Origin of the sequence: Paenibacillus sp. FSL H7-0716, assembly GCF_038002705.1 — a bacterium.
In the GTDB taxonomy this organism is placed as follows: Bacteria; Bacillota; Bacilli; order Paenibacillales; family Paenibacillaceae; genus Paenibacillus_AQ; species Paenibacillus_AQ odorifer.
Genome location: NZ_JBBODA010000019.1, coordinates 42,372 through 61,057 on the forward strand (window position 1 = coordinate 42,372; position 18,686 = coordinate 61,057).

Below are 18,686 nucleotides of genomic sequence, written 5' to 3' on the forward strand. Positions count from 1 at the left end.
TATGCCGATAAAAAATCTAATAAAATATAATGGAGATCTTATCATGACCTACAATGACACTTTTATCCGCGCCTGCAGAAAGCAGGACACGGAGCACGTTCCCGTATGGTACATGCGGCAGGCCGGCCGTTATGATCCCGAGTACCGTAAAATTAAGGAAAAGTACTCGTTGCTTGAAATCTGCAAGCAGCCTGAGCTGGCGGCAGAAGTAACCATGATGCCCGTTCGCAAGCTGGGTGTGGATGCGGCCATTTTGTATTCCGACATTATGAATCCAGTTGCTTCAATCGGAGTGAAATTCGATATCGTTAAGGATATCGGTCCAGTGATTGAGAATCCGATCCGTAGTGCAGCTGATGTGGAGAGACTAAAACCCATTGATGTGGAGGGTGATCTGAGCCACATTTTGGAAACGATTGCTATTCTCGATAAGGAACTGGACGTTCCTTTGATCACTTTTGCAGGCGCGCCGTTTACAATTGCCAGCTATTTGATCGAAGGTAGACCGTCCAAAGGATATATTCGTACTAAAGAGCTAATGTACAGTGAACCCCGTGTCTGGGAAATGCTGATGGACAAGCTGGGCGATATGATTATCACTTACCTCCGAAGTCATGTACGGAGTGGAGGAAAGGCCTTCCAATTGTTCGACAGTTGGGTTGGTGCGCTTGCTCCACGCGATTTTGAAACGTATGTGCTGCCAACGGTTTCTCGTATTTTTTCTGAATTATCTGATCTTGATGTACCTAAAATATACTTTCCTGGCGTAAGCTCTGGAGAATTACTGCCAAGTCTTACGAAGCTTCAAGCAGACGTAATCGGGCTGGATTGGCGAGTTAGCTTGACTGAAGGCCGACGCAGAATAGGCAATAAATTTGCGATTCAAGGAAATCTTGATCCTTATTTGCTTACAGCTCCGATGGACCTCTTGAAAGAACGCGCGAAAGCACTGATCGATGAAGGGGTGCTCGAGCCAGGTTATATCTTCAATCTGGGCCATGGATTATTCCCGGAGGCCTCATTAGACAAACTTAGAGAATTGACGGAGTATATTCACGCTTATTCTCAGGAAGTATTACAAGAAACGGCTAAGCAACGTTCGTAAAAATATAAGAATTTATTTGTTCGGCTATTAAATTGTAAAGGGGACGGAATCCGTGACAGTAAAAATAGGTGTTCTCGTCATGTCGTATGGCACTCCTAAGAGCCTAGAAGATGTTAAAGCTTATTACACGCATATTAGACGGGGGAATCCGCCAACAGCGGAGCAGCTTAAAGAGTTAACCGACCGTTATGAAGCAATCGTCGGGGGGGTATTCCCACTGCGGGAGAATACAGACCGGCAAGTAGAAGCTTTACAAGCAGCATTAAATGCGGATAAAGCGGGAGCAGATGTTGAATTTGTCTGCTATCAAGGCTTGAAGCATGCCAGCCCCTTTATTGAGGACGGCGTTGAGGCTATGGCGAAGGATGGCATTACTCAAGCAGTGGGTATTGTTTTGGCGCCACACTATTCCAGTATGAGTGTGGGGAGCTACATCAAGCGTGCACAGGAAAAGGCTGATGCATGCAAGATTGACATGGGTTTTGTAGAGAGTTACCATATGCATCCTGAATTGATCGATGTGTTAAGCCAAAGAGTGTCGGCGAAGCTGGATCAATATATTGAAGCAGGCGCGACCCGTGATGAGATTCGCGTATTATTCAGCGCTCATAGTCTTCCAGAACGTATTCTGGCTATGGGTGATCCATATCGGGATCAGCTGCTGGAAACTTCGCAGGCAATTGCAGCTCAAACAGGCGTAACCAATTGGCAGTTTACTTGGCAAAGTGCTGGCCGCACAGCTGAACCGTGGCTTGGTCCGGATATTCTGGACACGCTGCAACAGCTTAGTAAAGAACAGGTGGAATACGTATTGGTGGCCCCTATCGGATTCGTATCCGATCATTTAGAGGTACTTTACGATCTTGATATTGAGGCAACAGCCGTAGCTTCGGAGCTTGATATGCGTCTTATGCGGATTGACTCACTGAATAGTGATCCCGCATATATGTCTGTATTGAGCGATGTAATTCGTAAACGACTGGAGCAGATGAAGGCCGCTCAATCATGATTGGCCCCACAAGAAAAATTGTTATCATAGGCGGAGGGCTGAGCGGACTCAGCGCCGCCTTTTATATTCGTAAATTTTATAAAGAAGCGGGTATTAAGCCTGATATTGTCTTGCTTGAGAAAGAGAAAAACCTCGGTGGAAAGATTGAAACCTTACATCGCGATGGATTTGTGATTGAAAAGGGACCGGATTCATTTCTGGCGGAAAGGGCGGAAATGTGCGAGCTGGCTAAGGAATTGGAACTGGATCACGAGCTGGTATCCACTAACCCTCTTGCTAAGAAGCGATATATCTTGCAGCGGGACAAGCTTAATCCATTGCCAACCGGTCTTGTACTCGGTATCCCTACCGAACTGAAACCTTTTTTATCAAGTGGGTTAGTTTCGTTTGGGGGGAAAATACGTGCGATGATGGATTTTATTCTTCCTCCGCAGCGTAATGATGAAGACGAATCGCTTGGTGAGCTTATTGAGCGCCGTCTAGGGTCTGAAGTGCTGGAGAACTTAACCGAGCCACTCCTCTCTGGCATGTACGCCGGAGATATACAGAAAATTAGCCTGCATGCTACTTTTCCGCAATTTGGACAATTAGAACAGCAGTATGGCAGCCTTATTCGTGGAATGCGCACAGGGCGAAAGAATAAAAAGACACAGGAAGGGACTACACAGAGTACCTTCTTGACGTTCCGCAAAGGGCTGCAAAGTCTCGTGCATAGTCTGATTTATGAGCTGCATGATGTCGAACAACGGACGGAGTCTAACGTAGTTTCTATTCAGGCTGCTGAGAGTCCTTCTATTTATGAGGTAGAGCTGGAGAATGGCGAACGGTTGCTTGCGGATGATGTATATATCACTACGCCTAATTTTTCGGCTGCTGACTTACTTCGTCCACATATGGAGGTTACGGCGCTGGAAGCGGTGGATTATGTTTCAGTGGCGAATCTAGTCATGGCTTTTAACAAAAAGGATATTGTTAACGAATATGATGGATCGGGTTTTTTTGTGCCTCGTAAAGAAGGGCGAAATATTACTGCCTGCACATGGACATCTACGAAATGGCCGCATACGGCTCCTGATGATAAGGTGCTTTTACGCTGTTATGTGGGTCGTTCTGGTGATGAACAGAATGTTCAACTGCCTGATGAGGCTTTGACGGAGCTTGTACTTAAAGATTTGCGAGAGATCATGGGCATTACTGCGAATCCAATATTTACGGAAATCACCCGCTTAGAGCATTCCATGCCGCAGTATCCTATAGGACATCTTGATAATATCACCGGATTCCGCAAAGAATTAGCGGCTTCGCTTCCTGGTGTGTATGTCATTGGCGCCGGATTTAATGGCATAGCCATGCCGGATTGCATCAAGCAGTCCAAGCTTATTGCGGAAAGCGTTGCTAAACAGCTAATGAATGAAATGTGAGTATGATGACTAAATAAAACAGTGAGGCGAAGCATGAGGCGCCTCACTGTTTTATTTAGTTAGTAAAATTTTCTATTTCTATCGACTCTCTTATTTGTAGGGTGCTGTGATAGATATGCTATAATAAAAACAATTTGAGAGTAGAGGAGATCACAGAAACCATGTATCCGCCGCGATCGCGTTCTAGACAAAAGAACAAACATAAGAGCAGACGCAAGCGCAGAACGGCCTGGGCTTGGATCAATGCAGGTCTTCTTTTGATGATTACCGTGTTATTGACTTATAGCTTTACGAATGACCCTGACAAGAAAAGCGCCTCACCACCTCCGGTAGCAGAAGCGACAGCTACGCCTATACCAGAGAGTAGTGATCAGCCTCAGACAGCACCTCCGGTGGTTGCAGTTGCAACGCCTGAAGCTACAGAGACGCCAAGCCCTTCTCCTACGGCAACTCCAGAGCCAACGCCTACACCGCAGGAGGAGCCCGAAGAGATCATTGAAACACAAGCTCCTGAAGCGACAGCGACCCCTGCGAAGGATGAGGACAGCTCGGAAGCTGCAAATAATGATCCAGTGTCTGGTCTGCCGTCAGATGATAACGCGTCTGGTAAGACGGTGACTTTGAATTTTGGTGGAGATGTTATATTTTCCGGGAAAGCTGGAGAACTGCTGGAGAAGAAAGGTTACGATTATTCGTATGCCGCATTGGATGGTCTGTTCAAGAAAGATGATCTTACGATCTTGAATCTGGAAACTCCAGTGACCACAGGTGGCGTAAGTGCCACTAATAAGCAATTTGTATTCAAAGGATCACCACTCGCTCTGGATGCGCTTAAGTCAGCTGGTGTGGACGCAGTAAATATGGCAAATAATCACACGCTTGATCAAGGAGAGCAAGGCTTGCGGGATACCCTTAACCACCTTGCTGAAAGAGGAATTCCTTATGTGGGTGCGGGGCTTAACAGTAAAGAAGCATATTCGGCGCAATATTTTGAACGTAAGGGCATTAAGATCGCTTTGCTGGGATTCACCCGGGTGATTCCTGCGTCGGATTGGATGGCAGGAACAAATAAGCCGGGCCTTGCCTCCGTATACGATAGTGCAGAGGGATTGAAGGCAATTGCTGCAGCTAAAAAGAAAGCAGATTTGGTGGTCGTAGTTGTCCATTGGGGTAAAGAACGGGTAGAACAATATGATAAAACGCAACAGTCGCTGGGCCATAGCTTTATCGATGCAGGGGCCGATCTTGTCATTGGTGGCCATCCACATGTTCTGCAAGGCGTGGAGCCATACAAGGGCAAATGGATTGCCTACAGCACCGGGAATTTTATTTTCACGAGATCTACAGTGCCTGCCACTTGGGAAACTGCGGTTTTTCAGGCGGAATGTAGTGTAAAAGGTCAATGCTCCTTAAAGCTAAAGCCTATGAAAGCCGAGCTAGCACAGCCTGTGCCGATGAACGAAGTGGATGGAAAGCTTTTGTTAAAAAGAGTAGAAGCTCTATCCGCAGGACGGGTAAAGATCAGCAGCGACGGTAAAGTCACTCAAGTTACCAAATAGGGTTCCTGGGAGGTCCTTATGATGAACAATTTGTGTGTAGCCCATCGAGGGTTTTCCGGTAAAGCTCCAGAGAATACATTGGCAGCCATTCGGATGGCGATTGCCATGCCCTATGTGCACTGGATGGAAATTGATGTCCAGCTCTCCAAAGACGGCGTTCCTGTTGTTATTCATGATTATACGTTGGACCGGACAACCAATGGTCATGGCAAGGTGAAGAACATGGACTGGGAATATATCCGGCGTCTGGATGCGGGGAGCTGGAAAGGGCGTTCTTTTCAGGGCGAGCGGGTGCCTTCTTTGGAAGAGGTGCTGTCACTAGCCTCCGGAAGATTGCGTCTAAATATTGAACTGAAAACAGTGGGAGATATGTATCCTGGCATTGAGAAGACGGTGACGGATCTTATTTCTGCAAAAGGTATGCGGGACGACGTGATCTTGACCTCTTTTGATACTGGAGCATTAAAAAAAGTCAAGGAAATTGATCCCCGTTTTCGCACCGGATTGATCTTTGATTCCAGATTTGGCAATCCTGCACGCAGGCTGCATGAACTGGATTGCTCTTTACTTTCGATTAGCTTCTCGCGTCTGAATCCTAGACTGGCTAAGCTTTTGTCCGAGCGTGGGGTGGAAATTATGGCTTGGACTGTGAACAAAGCGAAAGAGATGCGTCGCTTAGCCGACATGCATTCTGATATAATGATCTGTACAAACCGCCCGGATATATGGGGCGACACCTTTCTGAAGGTATAAATAATCCAAATCGATGGGAAAGAGAGCTGACTGTTTATGTGCGCTGCTGTTAATAATCTATATTGTGTTGGACGCAACTACAAGCTACACGCGGAGGAATTGGGTAACAATGTGCCAGTGGAGCCGCTCATCTTCATGAAGCCCTCACATGCGGCTGTTTCCCTCGATAAAGCAGTAATTAAGCTGCCAAAGGATGCGGGCCAGATTCATTATGAAGGTGAACTTGTACTGCGTATTGCACGTGATTATACACCAGGCATGAGCGTGGAGGATCTGGTAGATGTAATGGCACTGGGACTGGATTTCACGCTGCGTGATGTGCATAATGATCTGCAGAAGAAAGGTTTGCCGTGGACGCCAGCTAAAGGCTTTAAAAATGCCGCACCACTCACCCCTTACATAGCGTTTCCAGATAAGGAAGAGCTGGAGGAAACTGATTTTACAGTGGTGAAAAATGGGGTGGAAGTACAACGCGGCAATGTTAAAAACATGATTTTTTCACTTCAAAAAATTGTTGATTTTATCGCCGAGCGCTACGGGTTAGGGAAAGACGATGTGATATTTACAGGTACTCCGGCAGGCGTGGGTCCTACTGTAGCTGGCGACGCTTTCGAGCTGTACTGGGGCGACAAGCTGATGGGGACTTGCCTGATCGGTTAATAGATCTGTTGGAGATGAAGCTATGCAGTGGGTTATTGGCGCTTTAGGCGCTTTGATTGTTGCGGGAGCGGCATATTGGAAGCAGTCTTTAAGTCTCTCTGGCATGATTGCCGCGGTAGTGATGGGCACTATTTATTTTGGTGCCGGAAATGCTTTTTGGTTTGGGATATTGCTGATCTTCTTCATTACTTCAAGCCTGCTGTCCAAACTTCATCATGATAATAAAGCAGAATTAGAGCTGACGTATGCTAAGACGGGCCGCCGAGATGCCGGGCAGGTCTTTGCTAACGGTGGACTTGGCATGGTTCTGGTTCTCCTGAATGCGATCTTCCCGCATGAGCTGTGGGGGTTCCTATTTATTGGTGTAATGGCTACAGTAACCTCGGATACATGGGCTACGGAGATCGGAACACTGAGCAAGAAACCGCCTCGTTCTGTCCTTACAGGTAAAGTTCTTGCTGCCGGAGCTTCGGGAGGCGTATCCAGCTTGGGTACGGTGGCAGCAGCAGCAGGAGGCGCACTCATCGGTGCGTCAGCTTGGCTGCTGCGAATGATATCCGGCATGCCGGATCACTCTTTCGTGCTGCTTACCCTAGCAGGACTTGCCGGAGGATTAGTCGGCGCCTTTGCCGACTCTATCCTTGGTGCAACCGTGCAGCAGATGAACCGCTGTACGGTATGCGGCCGAGAAGTGGAAGGCTCACAGCATTGTGGGGCTCCAGCTGTACACGCCAGAGGCTGGAAGTGGATGAGCAATGATGCAGTCAATGCCATCAGCTCTATCCTCGGCGGTGCAGCTGCCTTACTGCTGAGCATGATCATTTAGCATTTGAATTTAAGCTTTGAACGGCACAGTTTAGGGAGGGACCGATGAGTAGCGCATCCAATCAAAAACATACTGCTATTCTGGATGCCGCATACGAGCTCTTCGGTTCAGGTGGATTTTACGAAACGAAGATGTCGGAAGTGGCGGAGCAAGCCGGGATAGCAAAGGGCACCGTTTATTTATACTTCAAGAGCAAGGAAGAATTATTCATGGCAGTGACGCGCCGCGATTGTGAGGGATTTCTCCTGCAATTACAGGAAAGGCTGAAGGCTAGTGATACTTTGGCCGGTAAACTGTCGATCATTGCTAAACATCACCTGAATTATTATTATGAACGCAAGCGGCATACGAAGCTTTTTTTCCGTGCCCCTAACAATAATCCTGAATTAGTGGCGTATATGACACAATTTATGGAGCAATACATGCAAGATGTGGTCAAGGTATTATTAGAAGGTGGAGCATCCGAGCCTGAGCTTATGGCACAGTCCTACATAGGGATGCTGGATCGTTTGAAGATGGATATCTTATTTGACCCGTCTTTTACGGAGGAGGACGCGTATAAACGCGCTGATTTCGCTGCTGGTCTTTTTATTAGAGGGGCCATGATCACCTGAATTTTGGATAGGATGATAAACCGGGTAAATAGCATTGGTTAGATGCGGCCGGTTTTATGAAAATATAAGGCAAGCGAGGAAATAGCATGAATATTATGACCGTGGAACATCTTTCCAAGAGTTATGGCGAGAAAGTACTCTTTAGCGACGCTTCATTTGGTATGGACGATCGGGATAAAATTGGCTTGATCGGTGTGAATGGAACGGGTAAATCAACCTTTTTACGGATTATTGCCGGTCTGGATACTCCGGATGGTGGACAAATTGCCATCGGGAATAATGTAAGAGTACAATATTTGGCGCAGAATCCTCCTTATGATCCTATGAATACAGTTTTACAGCAAGTGTTCGCCGGGGATGATCCAGACCTTGCTACCATGCGTGAGTACATGGAGACTATGTCTCTGCTTGAACAGCAACCTGGTAATGCTGAACTGGAAGGAAAACTAGTAAAGATTGGGCAGGCGATCGACGCTGCGGGAACATGGCATTTGGAGAGTGAAGCCAAAAGCGTGCTTACCAAGTTAGGCATCTTAAAGTTTGATGCGTTAATGGACACACTTTCTGGTGGACAACGTAAGCGTGTGGCTCTGGCAGCTGCACTGATTACCCCCTCTGAACTGCTGATTCTTGATGAGCCTACCAACCATATTGATACGGATTCCGTGGCTTGGCTGGAGCAATATTTGCAGAAACGGCGCGGCGCTCTTTTGATGGTGACGCATGATCGTTACTTCCTAGAGCGTGTGGCTAGTGTCATGCTAGAGCTAGATGGTGGCCAGCTTTATCGTTATGAAGCTAACTATTCACGGTTTCTAGAGCTTAAAGCCGATCGCGAAGAACGAGAGGCTTCTGCTGAACAGAAGCGTAAGAACCTGCTGCGCACAGAGCTGGCTTGGATTCGTCGCGGTGCCAAAGCCCGTTCAACGAAACAGAAGGCAAGAATCGACCGCTTCGAAAAGCTGAAAGAGAGTACAGGAAGCAGCTCGAACGGTTCATTGGATATTTCTGTGGCTTCTACACGTTTAGGTCGCAAGATCATTGAAATTAATGACCTGTCGAAAGCGTTGGATGGTCGTCAGCTAATCAAAGATCTCAGCTATATCGCTGTACCCCAGGATAGAGTGGGCATCGTCGGCCCGAACGGCAGCGGCAAATCAACACTCTTAAATATGATTGCAGGTCAGCTGCAACCCGATAAAGGTGAAGTTCAGCTTGGCGCTACGGTTAAGCTTGGTTACTTTACACAAGAGCATCAGGATATGGATGACAGTATGCGTGCCATTGAATACGTAAAGGAAGAAGCAGAAGTGATACGGACAGCAGACGGCAGTGTGATTACGGCTGGTCAAATGCTGGAACGCTTCTTGTTCCCTCCAGCGATGCAGTGGACACCGATCTCGAAGCTGTCCGGTGGCGAAAAAAGACGCTTGTATCTGCTTCGTGTATTGATGGGAGCACCTAACGTATTGCTTTTGGATGAACCTACGAACGATCTGGATATCGGCACATTGGCTGTTTTGGAAGATTATTTGGATGAATTTCCGGGTGTCGTCTTTACTGTATCCCATGACCGTTATTTCTTGGACCGTACGATAGATAAGCTGATTGCTTTTGAAAATGGCGATATCCGGATTCATGTTGGCGATTATACGGAATATGAAGAATGGCTGGCCAAAAATGTACCGTCACGCATTGGAGAATCGAACAAAGAAGATGGAAGCTCAAAGCGAAAAGAGGCCGCGGACACTGGCAGCAACCCTGCACCTTCAACGGCTCCCAAAACAAAACTCAAATTCAGCTTCAAGGAACAGCGTGAATATGAGGGCATTGATGAGCAAATTGAGCTTGCAGAGCAACGTTTGACGGATATTAGTGTACAGATGGAGGCGGCTTTTGCTGACTCAGGAAGGCTGCAGGAGCTAGTAGAGGAGCAACGCCTAGCCGAAGCAGAGCTGGAGCGTCTTATGGAACGCTGGACCTATCTGAACGAGCTTGCGGAGAAAATCGCTGGTAAGGCTTAAACCCGTTGGATGGCTTTGAATGAAAATAGGGGAGGGCTCTGTGTGGAAGATAAACTTAAAGCTGCCGTAGCCCTACGCAACGCTGGTAAAGCGGAAGAAGCCAAAATGATGCTGTTTGAGCTATATGAGCAGAATGCTGGGGACGCTGAACTTCTATATCAATTGGCCTGGACGCATGATGTGCTGGGTTTGGAACGGGCGGCAGTACCCTTTTATGAGAAAAGCTTGGCGTCAGGATTACCCTCTGAGCAGAGAGTTGGCGCTCTATTGGGACTGGGCAGCACCTACCGGACACTCGGAGAATACGAGAAGTCAAAAGGTCTTCTGATGCAGGCTGTTCAGGAGTACCCGGAGAATAAGGAATTTCCGGCGTTCCTAGCCATGACCCTGCACAATCTTGGAGAGCATAGTCAAGCGATGGAGCTGCTGCTTAAGCTGTTGGCAGAAACCTCTGCGGATGAAGGGATAAGAAGTTACAGTAAGGCCATTTCTTATTATTCAGATAAGCTGGAGCAAGTCTGGGATTGATGCTGGCTTTTAGTTCACAGTGATTCTTACGAATCACTACCCGGACACAGCGGACCTTAAACGCAGCATTATAACACATTTGGAATGTTTACGGACTCCGCAGTCACTATTAGCATAAAAGGCACCAAATACGTAGCTTTTCAAGCTGAATAACGTCACTGGGGTCCGAAGCAGTGCCCCATTGGCTGAAAATTGGCGAATAACATCATCTGGGTCCGTAAGCACCAGCCGTAAGAGATGACCACCGGAAAGTCCGGCAGTGTCTGTTGAAGAACGAGCGAACCACCAATAAACAAAAAAAAGAGTAGGGTCCTCCATTAATTGGAGAATTCTACTCTTTTATTTCGTTCCGTCCACAGCAATCATTTGCACTACAGACCGAGAATCGCCGGGTACAATGATTTCCTTCGCATTCATCTGGGAAGAACCATCTCCGTCCAAGAAGATGCCCTCCAGACCCTTAGCAGGCACTGTCTGGAGGATCGCTGAGCGGAACTCCGCCGCTGTTGAGAGTGTTGGGGTAACAATCAGCCAGAGCTTTCCTGTGTTGTCATACACCATGCCTGAGCGCAGGCGTTTCTCATCAGCGTAAGGAAGATGCTCTGCAGTTACTGCCGCTTCCCATAAGTCTTCGTGTCCCAGATTCATACTGATGCCACCTTGCGCAAAATAATGCTGGCGATCAGTAATCTTCAATTCTTCTCCAGAAGAGACAACTTGTACGGAGAAGTTGCGGCTGGCACCATCCCAGACAAGGGTTCCACGTGCGTATTTAGCATTGAACCAGCCAGACCCATAACCCTTCGGGGCTCCGTTGACTGGAGTATCATTCATGATAGCCATGGATAAAAGCGCATCTTGATAGAAAAAACCTCCGTTAATCCCATATGCATTAACTTGCCGTAAAGGGACACCCGCGGCCCTGAGCTTAATATCTTCAGGTGAAGTTGACATCATATAGAGCTGCACATTATCTGTACTCACTGTTTCCAAAAAGCTATAGGCGTGAGGAAGACCTTTAAAGGGATCTTCCTTGTGATTTCTAAATACCAGAAACAACGATAGCGCTAACCCCACTATTAATAACACCAGAAGGGAGAGGATAAGTCCCTGTCTGCGCCTCCAGAGCTGTTTCAGCTTGCCAGAGCTAACCTCAGTTTGTCCCCACATAAGCAGCGAGAAGCTTAGCAGTGTTCACTACAGCTTGCTTATGCGTACGTTCCATGGAGTGGGAGGCATGTACACCTGGGCCAATCAATGCTGCACGGATATTGTTTCCGCCTCTGAGCGCTGCGGAAGCATCGGAGCCGTACATAGGATAAATATCAACGGCATAAGGAATTGCGAGTGCTTCTGCCAGTTCAATCAAACGGCCTGTCATAACATAATCGTAAGGACCGGAAGAGTCTTTTGCACAGATAGATACATCGGTTTCTTTACAGCTGAGATCATCACCCATGGCGCCCATATCAACAGCAATCATTTCATTGATTTCACCAGGAATCCAAGCTGTACCGTGTCCCACTTCCTCGTAGTTAGAGATGAGGAAAGAGAGGTTGTGGAGAGGTTTCCAGCCTTCACGTTTAATACTTTCCAGCAATCCGAGAAGGGCAGCCACGCTTGCCTTGTCATCTAAATGACGGGATTTAATGTAGCCGCTAGGCGTAATCACTGCACGTGCATCGAAAGAAATGAAATCTCCGACGGAAATGCCAAGCTTGAGTACGTCTTCTTTAGAAGATACCAGCTCATCAATACGTACTTCCATGTTCTCCTCTGATCGTTTGAAGTCACGAGCGTCTGGATATACGTGAACAGATGGATGGCTGGTTAAGATGGTTCCTGTATAAGTTTTGCCGCTACGGGTATGGATCGTGCAGTATTCATTCTCAATGCTGTGCATGGCGAAGCCACCCACAGAGGTCAGACGCAGTGTACCATTAGCTTTAATCGAGCGGACCATGGCACCAAGTGTATCCACGTGAGCGCTGATGCCAATAGTACGAGAGGGATCTAGGCCCGGGACGTTAAGAATTACACCGCCTTTTTCATTCCAGCTTAAAGGTATGTTCAGCGCAGCTGCTTCTTCAGCAACTAGTGTCATTACCTGTGCGGTGAAACCGCTTGGGCTGGGGGTGTCGAGTAATTTTTTTAGGATGGAAAGTATGTAGTCTTCATTAGGTTGAATGGTAATCATTAGTTAAGCCCTCCTGTTAAGCCATCATTGTCTGTGTTAAAAGAATCCAGTGAAGTGTCGGCATCACGAAGCTTGGTAAGCTCAGCAGTTAAGCTTTTAATTTGCTTTTGTAGTTTGTATTGACGAAAAATGCCGTATGAGCCCACGATGATTCCGCCAATTAACGCGCAGCCAAGAATAACGAGTATAAGTGGTATATTAACCACATCAAAACCGAAATTGACTTGAACGGGATCAACGTTGATGACTGCGAATATGGCGGTTAGCAGCGCGAAGATTAGACCCGCAATTAGTGACCATTGAATTCTCATTGAATTCTTCCTCCTCAGGGGGATATAACAATATAAAATCCCCTGCCCAGTTAGGGCAAGGGATTAATGTAATACTAAGCTCTCTGCCTTATTTGGTCAACTGTTCCATTTGCTCGATAACACTTTCGAACACACTCATCGCTTCGCGAATCGGCTCAGGAGACGACATGTCAACGCCTGCTTTTGACAAAATATTGATGGAGTAATCACTGCCACCGCTCTTCAGGAAGCCGAGGTAACGATCTACCGCCGGAGTACCTTCTTCAAGGATTTGTTTGGCAAAGCTAGTCGCTGCCGAGAAGCCTGTTGCATATTTGTAAACATAGAAGCTGTTATAGAAATGCGGAATTCGTGCCCATTCCATCTCGATATCCTGATCCACAACCATTTCCTTGCCGTAGTATTTGACATTCAGGTCGTAGTAGATACTCGAAAGATCTTGTGGGGTAAGCGAATCGCCCTCTTCAACACGCTGATGAATGATCTTTTCGAATTCTGCGAACATCGTTTGCCGGAAAATCGTTGTCCGGAACTGATCGGCATAGTAGGTGAGCAAATACATTTTTTCCTTAGGATCTGTAGACTTTTTGAGTAGATAATCCATAAGCAAAGCTTCATTGGTAGTCGAAGCAACCTCTGCAAGGAAAATAGTATACTGTGCATCCCGATAGTTCAGAGCGTTATCTGAAAAATAAGAGTGTAGAGCATGACCCATCTCATGTGCCAGAGTAAACATACTATTCAGATTATCGTTATGATTCAGCAGGACGTATGGGTGTGTGCCATAAGGGCCCCAGCTGTAAGCTCCAGAGCGTTTATTCTCGTTCTCATAGACATCAATCCAGCCATTGTCGTAGCCTTTTTGCAGCACATTCAGATAATCTTCACCCAGCGGTTTGAGGCCTTCTTTGGTAATTTTCTTCGCTTCTTCGTACGTGATATCCAGCTTATATTCATCCACTAGTGGTGCAAATAGGTCATACATATGTAACTCATCCACACCAAGCAGCTTTTGACGCAACTTCATGTAACGGTGCATTAAAGGAAGACTCTCATGAATCGTATCGATCAGGTTGGTGTATACCTCTTTTGGAATGTTATCACCGTAAAGAGACATTTCCATTACAGATGGATACTTGCGGACGTGCGAGAAAAAGACGTTTTTGTTCACATTGGCGCTAAGCGTTGCTGCGATGGTGTTTTTTTGCTTACGATAGGTGTCATAGACTGCTTTAAAAGCATTTCTGCGAACCTCGCGATCGGAGCTTTCCAAGAACTTGATATAGTTGCCGTGAGTCAGCTCGACCTCTTTGCCATCTTCATCTTTAATCTTAGGGAATTTCAGATCTGCATTGTTCAGCATACTAAAAATGTTCTGAGGCGCTTGTGCTAGGTTTCCAACTTGGGCAAGCAGAGCTTCCTCGGCCTTGGACAATACATGAGCTTTCTCACGTTTCATCTCTTTTAAAGTGAAGGTGTAAGCGGACAGTTCAGGATCAGCAATAAATTGATCCAGCTTCTCAATAGGCAGTGCCAAGATTTCTGGGGTTACAAAAGAAAAGGCTTCGCCTGCTTCGATCCCAAGCTTCTTCGCTTTGGAGGACAAAGCTTGATATTCAGGATTAGCAGTGTCTTCATCCTGACGCATATGAGCATAGACAAAGAGTCGCTCAGTGGATACGGACAGCTTGTCATCCAGCTCAAAACATTGTTTCACAGCTTCTGCGGAATCAAGTTTACCTTGGAAATCAGCAGCTTTTTTGATCAGTGATTTAGCTGCAGCATATTCTGCATCCCAATCCTTCTGAGAGGCAAATATATCTTCAAGCTTCCAACGATTCTCAGCAGGTACTTCACTTCTCTTCAATAATTGTTCCATAGAAACCCTCCTAGAATGATGAGATGTAGTAGGCATAATCTCCCTCGGCAATACTGTGGATGATATTTCACCCGGTAGCAAGCTGAGCACAAGTAGAAGAGGGATGGACTTGAGTGTAATAGGCATGACGTCCTCCTCTTTGAAAAGTAGAGTCAGCTTATTATGCCCTGCTAAGTCCTGATTATTAATATTTAGTCTTCTTTATATGGTAGTTATGCCAACAAGCTATAAATAACAAAGATGAAAGCAAACAGAATCATTACGACCGCAGCCATGGCCATGCCCCGCTTTAATTTTGGCGGGACACGATCCTTGGTCATAATTAATACTGCGCCTAGACAGAGGACTAGGACAACATAAATCGTGAGATTTTCGTTATTCATTTCCTGTTATACCTGTTTGAAAGCTGCAATGATGTTTTTGTACTCTTCTTCATTGTCTTTATAAGATTCTTTGTTGAAGCGGTTATTCACCCATTGCATCATCGCTGGACGACTCAGGAAGGTATGTGTTTCTTCTCCCCATTGATCGGAAATTTCGCGGAGTACAATGTAGCGGCCTTGAACTTCTACCGTCATCATATTCCATTTGTCTGTTTTGTATATTTCATGTTTTTTGATCATTATCATTACCACCCTGGCGATTTTTGGCTTTTGGCTCAATGATAACGCACTGGAGAAGTGAAAAGCAAATTAAATCATATATTAAGGGTTGGGTTTGATTGATTTGATCAGAAGATTGCAGTATACTATAGTTATACGCCATATATGGCGGTTATTTTTAGGAGGTTGTTCAATTGAAAGGTACAGTAAAATGGTTTAACGCAGAAAAAGGTTATGGTTTTCTTCAAGTAGAAGGCGGCGAAGATGTATTCGTACACTTCTCAGCAATTCAAGGTGAAGGATTCAAGACTTTGGACGAAGGTCAAGAAGTAGAATTCGACATCACTGATGGTAGTCGCGGACCGCAAGCTGAAAACGTAGTAAAATTATAAGAAACAGCAGGACAGTTAAGCTGTCTGCTACAAATATATAATTTACTTGGCAAGCCCTTGCAAGAGTGGTTACCAACTTACAGAACACAGTTCTTTCGGGAACTGTGTTTTTTTACGCCCACAATAGATGTTATCCTAAATGAAAAAGGTCGTTGCACTCCCGTGAAGGGGAGTACAACGACCTTTTTGTATTATGGAATAATACCAACCTAATTATAGGGAGGCTTTTTTGTTCTTTTTTCTGAAATAATTGATCGGCTCCAGGTTGGATTTCAATAAATGCTGTCCCAGAAACCCTGCAAAAGCAAGTAAGCTGAAACCCGTAGCCACTATATAAAAAATATAACGCCCCGCCTCTTGATAAATAATGCCGCCAAAGGTACCGCTGAGCAGCCCAGAGGCACTTGACCAAACGACGGTGAAAATGGCAAGACCTGTGGCCCGCAGGCGATCCGGGATAATCCGGGTGATATAACGGACAGATGTTACATAAAAAACACCAAATGATATACTGTGCATGGCTTGAATGGCAATCATTGAGCCTGGATGATCCGCCAGGGACATCAAAAGAAAACGCAGAGCATACATCAGACTCCCCAAGGCCAGCAAGGGCAATTCTTTGAATTTGTCGCCGTATCTGCTGAGGATAAATAATACAGGGATTTCACTAAGAGCTGACGCGAGCAATGCCCAGCCAATGATTTCCTCGCCAGCGCCTAGTTGTTTTAGACTGATCGTCAGAAAGGCTTCGTTCATTCTATGGCCTAACGCGAGTACAAACACACAGCCGAAGAACCACAGCACCTCTTTTTGCAACAATATATCTTTAAGTCCATTTTTGCTATTATCAGCTTCAGCTGTGTCCTTATCTTGATTCGTTGTTTCTATAACAGCAGGTCTTTTAACATCCTTAAGACCTAGGGTAATTAAAAGTGCAGCAATAATGATAATGATACATAGAGTCAAGCTCCAAGTAGAACCCAATGCTCTTAATGCATAGCCAACGGTTAGAGCAAAGAAAGAATAGCCTAAGGAGCCAAAAACGCGAATGGTAATGAAGTTACGTCCGTGTCTTTCGGCAACTTTGATAGCCATTGTATCGGCAAGCGGAAAAACTGGGTAATAGAAGAAGTAGAAGAAGGACAAAATAAGCATGACAGATGAAAATTCGGTCGCTCTCGCTAATAGAAGACCAGTTACTAATTGACCCGCAAGTAGTATGAACATGATCTTTCGAACGGTGCCTAACTTATCGCTTATCATACTCCAGAATAGATTGGATAGGATGGAGATAAGGGGACCGAGGGAATACAAGTAGCCTATCTGAGAACTGCTAAACCCTAAATGTGTGTAGAATAAAGGAAAGTAGGAAACTACAAGGACGCTGGTACCATATATGGTAAAGAGAAAGGAACGCAGCCAGTTTTGATCACTGTAAAGGCTGCCGGTCCGTTTTGAAAACATGGATTGCACTCCTCCGAAATTGAAATATGCCTAGTATAGCATAAAGCAATGGGGAGATGTTTTTAAAAACTGCTGTATTTCTGAATCTTTCATGATTTTACGAAAGTGATTTTGTTGTTTGTACAAATACGCCTGATCATATTATAATAAGTGGTGATTTGGATAAGGAGACAACAATGTGGAGGCACTGTCATTGAGTGAATTAGAGCAAGGCCGTTACCTTAGCCCGCGTGGTCCACTGGGACTTATGAACAGGGTCTATAAGTACGTGCTGCCGGAAGTGAGAGAATGTCTCCATTTCTGGCGCCAAGATGCGAACGGGATTCCCGATCCCGAGCTCCGGAAGCAAGCACTTGCCAGCATTGAAACTAAAGAGTTTCATTGCATAGGCGGTGGTATTTATGCCGCCGGCAATTTATCGATGAAACATATACTGATTCCGCTAATTGTTGCTTATCAAACTATCAGTGATTATCTGGACAACTTATGTGATCGCAGTACTTCGCTTGATCCTGCAGATTTCAGGCTGCTGCATCAATCTATGCTGGATGCTATTGATCCAAATGCTGAGCCAGGTAATTATTATGCGCTTCGAAGTGAACAGAATGACGGCGGATATTTGTACAGGCTGGTTCGTAAATGCCAAGAAATGATTTCTTTGTTGCCAGGTTATTCCGCTGCTGCAGCGGAGATTCGAGAATTGGCTGTGCTCTATACAGATTTACAAGTGTATAAGCACATCCGCCCGGAACTCAGGGAAACAGCCCTGAAGGAGTGGTGGGAGGAACAGGGCAGTCGAGCGCCACATCTGCAATGGAATGAGTTTTCGGCTGCAACGGGATCAACGCTAGGTGTATTTATGTTATTTCTATCCGCATGTGATCCGAAGCTGAACCAAGCTTCTGCGGCTTCGATTCGAGCCGCGTATTTTCCGCATGTATGTGGTCTGCATATTATGCTGGATTATCTGATTGATCAGGAAGAGGACCGAGCAGGCGGTGATCTTAATTTCTGCAATTATTATGATGACACGGATACCATGCTGAGTCGGATCGCTGCAATGGTTGAGTGGGCCCGTAAGGATGTTCGTAATCTTCCAGAGTCTTCGATGCATCGTATGGTGATTGAGGGATTGCTGGCACTTTATTTATCTGATCCGAAAGTTAGCGAACAGCGGGAAGTTCGCTCTGTATCTAAAAGCCTGATGAAAGGCAGTCCGCTTACAAGACTGTTCTTCTTCGCTAACAGCCGTTGGATACGCAAACGCTTTTTGTAACCATGTCGCGAAGTTATTTTTATAAGAAGTATCAGGCTTCGCACAATTTTAAGGAGGAACAACAGA

The 18,686-nt window shown here is 45.9% G+C and carries 20 protein-coding genes; 12 read left to right on the plus strand and 8 right to left on the minus strand.

Annotated elements, in window-relative coordinates; genetic code table 11:
- Positions 1–43 precede the first annotated feature (43 nt).
- From hemE to MHH60_RS21560, 10 genes are all read left to right on the plus strand, one after another.
- Positions 44–1,105, plus strand: coding sequence for a uroporphyrinogen decarboxylase (gene hemE / locus MHH60_RS21515; RefSeq protein WP_076125097.1), 1,062 nt, complete (start codon positions 44–46; stop codon positions 1,103–1,105).
- Positions 1,106–1,157: 52 nt separating this feature from the next.
- Positions 1,158–2,114 (plus strand): ferrochelatase, encoded by a 957-nt coding sequence (gene hemH / locus MHH60_RS21520; protein ID WP_076133647.1) that lies wholly within the window; start codon positions 1,158–1,160, stop codon positions 2,112–2,114.
- Entirely contained in the window at positions 2,111–3,535 is a 1,425-nt protein-coding gene (gene hemG / locus MHH60_RS21525) for a protoporphyrinogen oxidase (RefSeq protein ID WP_076133646.1), read from the plus strand. The genes hemH and hemG overlap by 4 nt, the downstream gene beginning before the upstream one ends.
- Positions 3,536–3,696: 161 nt before the next feature.
- Positions 3,697–5,094, plus strand: coding sequence for a CapA family protein (locus MHH60_RS21530; RefSeq protein ID WP_076133645.1), 1,398 nt, complete (start codon positions 3,697–3,699; stop codon positions 5,092–5,094).
- A 21-nt stretch (positions 5,095–5,115) separates the two neighbouring features.
- On the plus strand, positions 5,116–5,847 hold the full coding sequence (locus MHH60_RS21535; RefSeq protein ID WP_076133644.1) for a glycerophosphodiester phosphodiesterase: 732 nt from the start codon (positions 5,116–5,118) through the stop codon (positions 5,845–5,847).
- Between the two features lie 36 nt (positions 5,848–5,883).
- Positions 5,884–6,507: a fumarylacetoacetate hydrolase family protein gene (locus MHH60_RS21540; protein WP_076133643.1), complete on the plus strand. Its 624-nt coding sequence runs from the start codon at positions 5,884–5,886 to the stop codon at positions 6,505–6,507.
- 22 nt (positions 6,508–6,529) lie between these two features.
- On the plus strand, positions 6,530–7,333 hold the full coding sequence (locus MHH60_RS21545; protein ID WP_076133642.1) for a DUF92 domain-containing protein: 804 nt from the start codon (positions 6,530–6,532) through the stop codon (positions 7,331–7,333).
- Positions 7,334–7,377: 44 nt separating this feature from the next.
- Positions 7,378–7,947 (plus strand): TetR/AcrR family transcriptional regulator, encoded by a 570-nt coding sequence (locus MHH60_RS21550; RefSeq protein ID WP_076098408.1) that lies wholly within the window; start codon positions 7,378–7,380, stop codon positions 7,945–7,947.
- Between the two features lie 86 nt (positions 7,948–8,033).
- Positions 8,034–9,971: an ABC-F family ATP-binding cassette domain-containing protein gene (locus MHH60_RS21555; protein WP_076133641.1), complete on the plus strand. Its 1,938-nt coding sequence runs from the start codon at positions 8,034–8,036 to the stop codon at positions 9,969–9,971.
- Between the two features lie 42 nt (positions 9,972–10,013).
- The gene (locus tag MHH60_RS21560) at positions 10,014–10,499 is read left to right on the plus strand and encodes a tetratricopeptide repeat protein (protein ID WP_256715060.1); all 486 of its coding nucleotides are present in this window, start codon (positions 10,014–10,016) and stop codon (positions 10,497–10,499) included.
- Between the two features lie 36 nt (positions 10,500–10,535).
- On the opposite strand, the gene MHH60_RS21565 is transcribed toward MHH60_RS21560, so the two are convergent.
- The 7 genes from MHH60_RS21565 to MHH60_RS21595 all read right to left on the minus strand — a co-directional run bounded on the left by MHH60_RS21565 (position 10,536) and on the right by MHH60_RS21595 (position 15,509).
- Positions 10,536–10,817 carry a hypothetical protein gene (locus tag MHH60_RS21565; protein ID WP_076133639.1) on the minus strand — a complete coding sequence of 94 codons (282 nt, stop codon included), beginning with the start codon at positions 10,815–10,817 and terminating at the stop codon, positions 10,536–10,538.
- Between the two features lie 21 nt (positions 10,818–10,838).
- Entirely contained in the window at positions 10,839–11,669 is an 831-nt protein-coding gene (locus MHH60_RS21570) for a hypothetical protein (protein WP_076133638.1), read from the minus strand.
- Positions 11,653–12,693: a M42 family metallopeptidase gene (locus MHH60_RS21575; RefSeq protein ID WP_036689645.1), complete on the minus strand. Its 1,041-nt coding sequence runs from the start codon at positions 12,691–12,693 to the stop codon at positions 11,653–11,655. The genes MHH60_RS21570 and MHH60_RS21575 overlap by 17 nt, the downstream gene beginning before the upstream one ends.
- 2 nt (positions 12,694–12,695) lie before the next feature.
- On the minus strand, positions 12,696–13,007 hold the full coding sequence (locus MHH60_RS21580; protein ID WP_042126298.1) for a LapA family protein: 312 nt from the start codon (positions 13,005–13,007) through the stop codon (positions 12,696–12,698).
- Between the two features lie 88 nt (positions 13,008–13,095).
- Entirely contained in the window at positions 13,096–14,886 is a 1,791-nt protein-coding gene (gene pepF, locus MHH60_RS21585; RefSeq protein WP_076133637.1) for an oligoendopeptidase F, read from the minus strand.
- Positions 14,887–15,098: 212 nt separating this feature from the next.
- Positions 15,099–15,269 carry a hypothetical protein gene (locus MHH60_RS21590; protein ID WP_036689267.1) on the minus strand — a complete coding sequence of 57 codons (171 nt, stop codon included), beginning with the start codon at positions 15,267–15,269 and terminating at the stop codon, positions 15,099–15,101.
- Positions 15,270–15,275: 6 nt separating this feature from the next.
- Positions 15,276–15,509 (minus strand): hypothetical protein, encoded by a 234-nt coding sequence (locus MHH60_RS21595; RefSeq protein WP_036689271.1) that lies wholly within the window; start codon positions 15,507–15,509, stop codon positions 15,276–15,278.
- Between the two features lie 173 nt (positions 15,510–15,682).
- Between MHH60_RS21595 and MHH60_RS21600 the strand changes: the two genes are divergently transcribed.
- Positions 15,683–15,880 (plus strand): cold shock domain-containing protein, encoded by a 198-nt coding sequence (locus MHH60_RS21600; protein ID WP_036689272.1) that lies wholly within the window; start codon positions 15,683–15,685, stop codon positions 15,878–15,880.
- Between the two features lie 213 nt (positions 15,881–16,093).
- On the opposite strand, the gene MHH60_RS21605 is transcribed toward MHH60_RS21600, so the two are convergent.
- A complete protein-coding gene (locus MHH60_RS21605; RefSeq protein ID WP_076133636.1) occupies positions 16,094–17,344 on the minus strand; it encodes an MFS transporter in 1,251 nt (416 codons plus the stop codon).
- 193 nt (positions 17,345–17,537) lie between these two features.
- On the opposite strand from MHH60_RS21605, the gene MHH60_RS21610 reads away from it, so the two are divergent.
- Positions 17,538–18,620, plus strand: coding sequence for a tetraprenyl-beta-curcumene synthase family protein (locus tag MHH60_RS21610; protein WP_036689648.1), 1,083 nt, complete (start codon positions 17,538–17,540; stop codon positions 18,618–18,620).
- Positions 18,621–18,686: the final 66 nt, after the last annotated feature.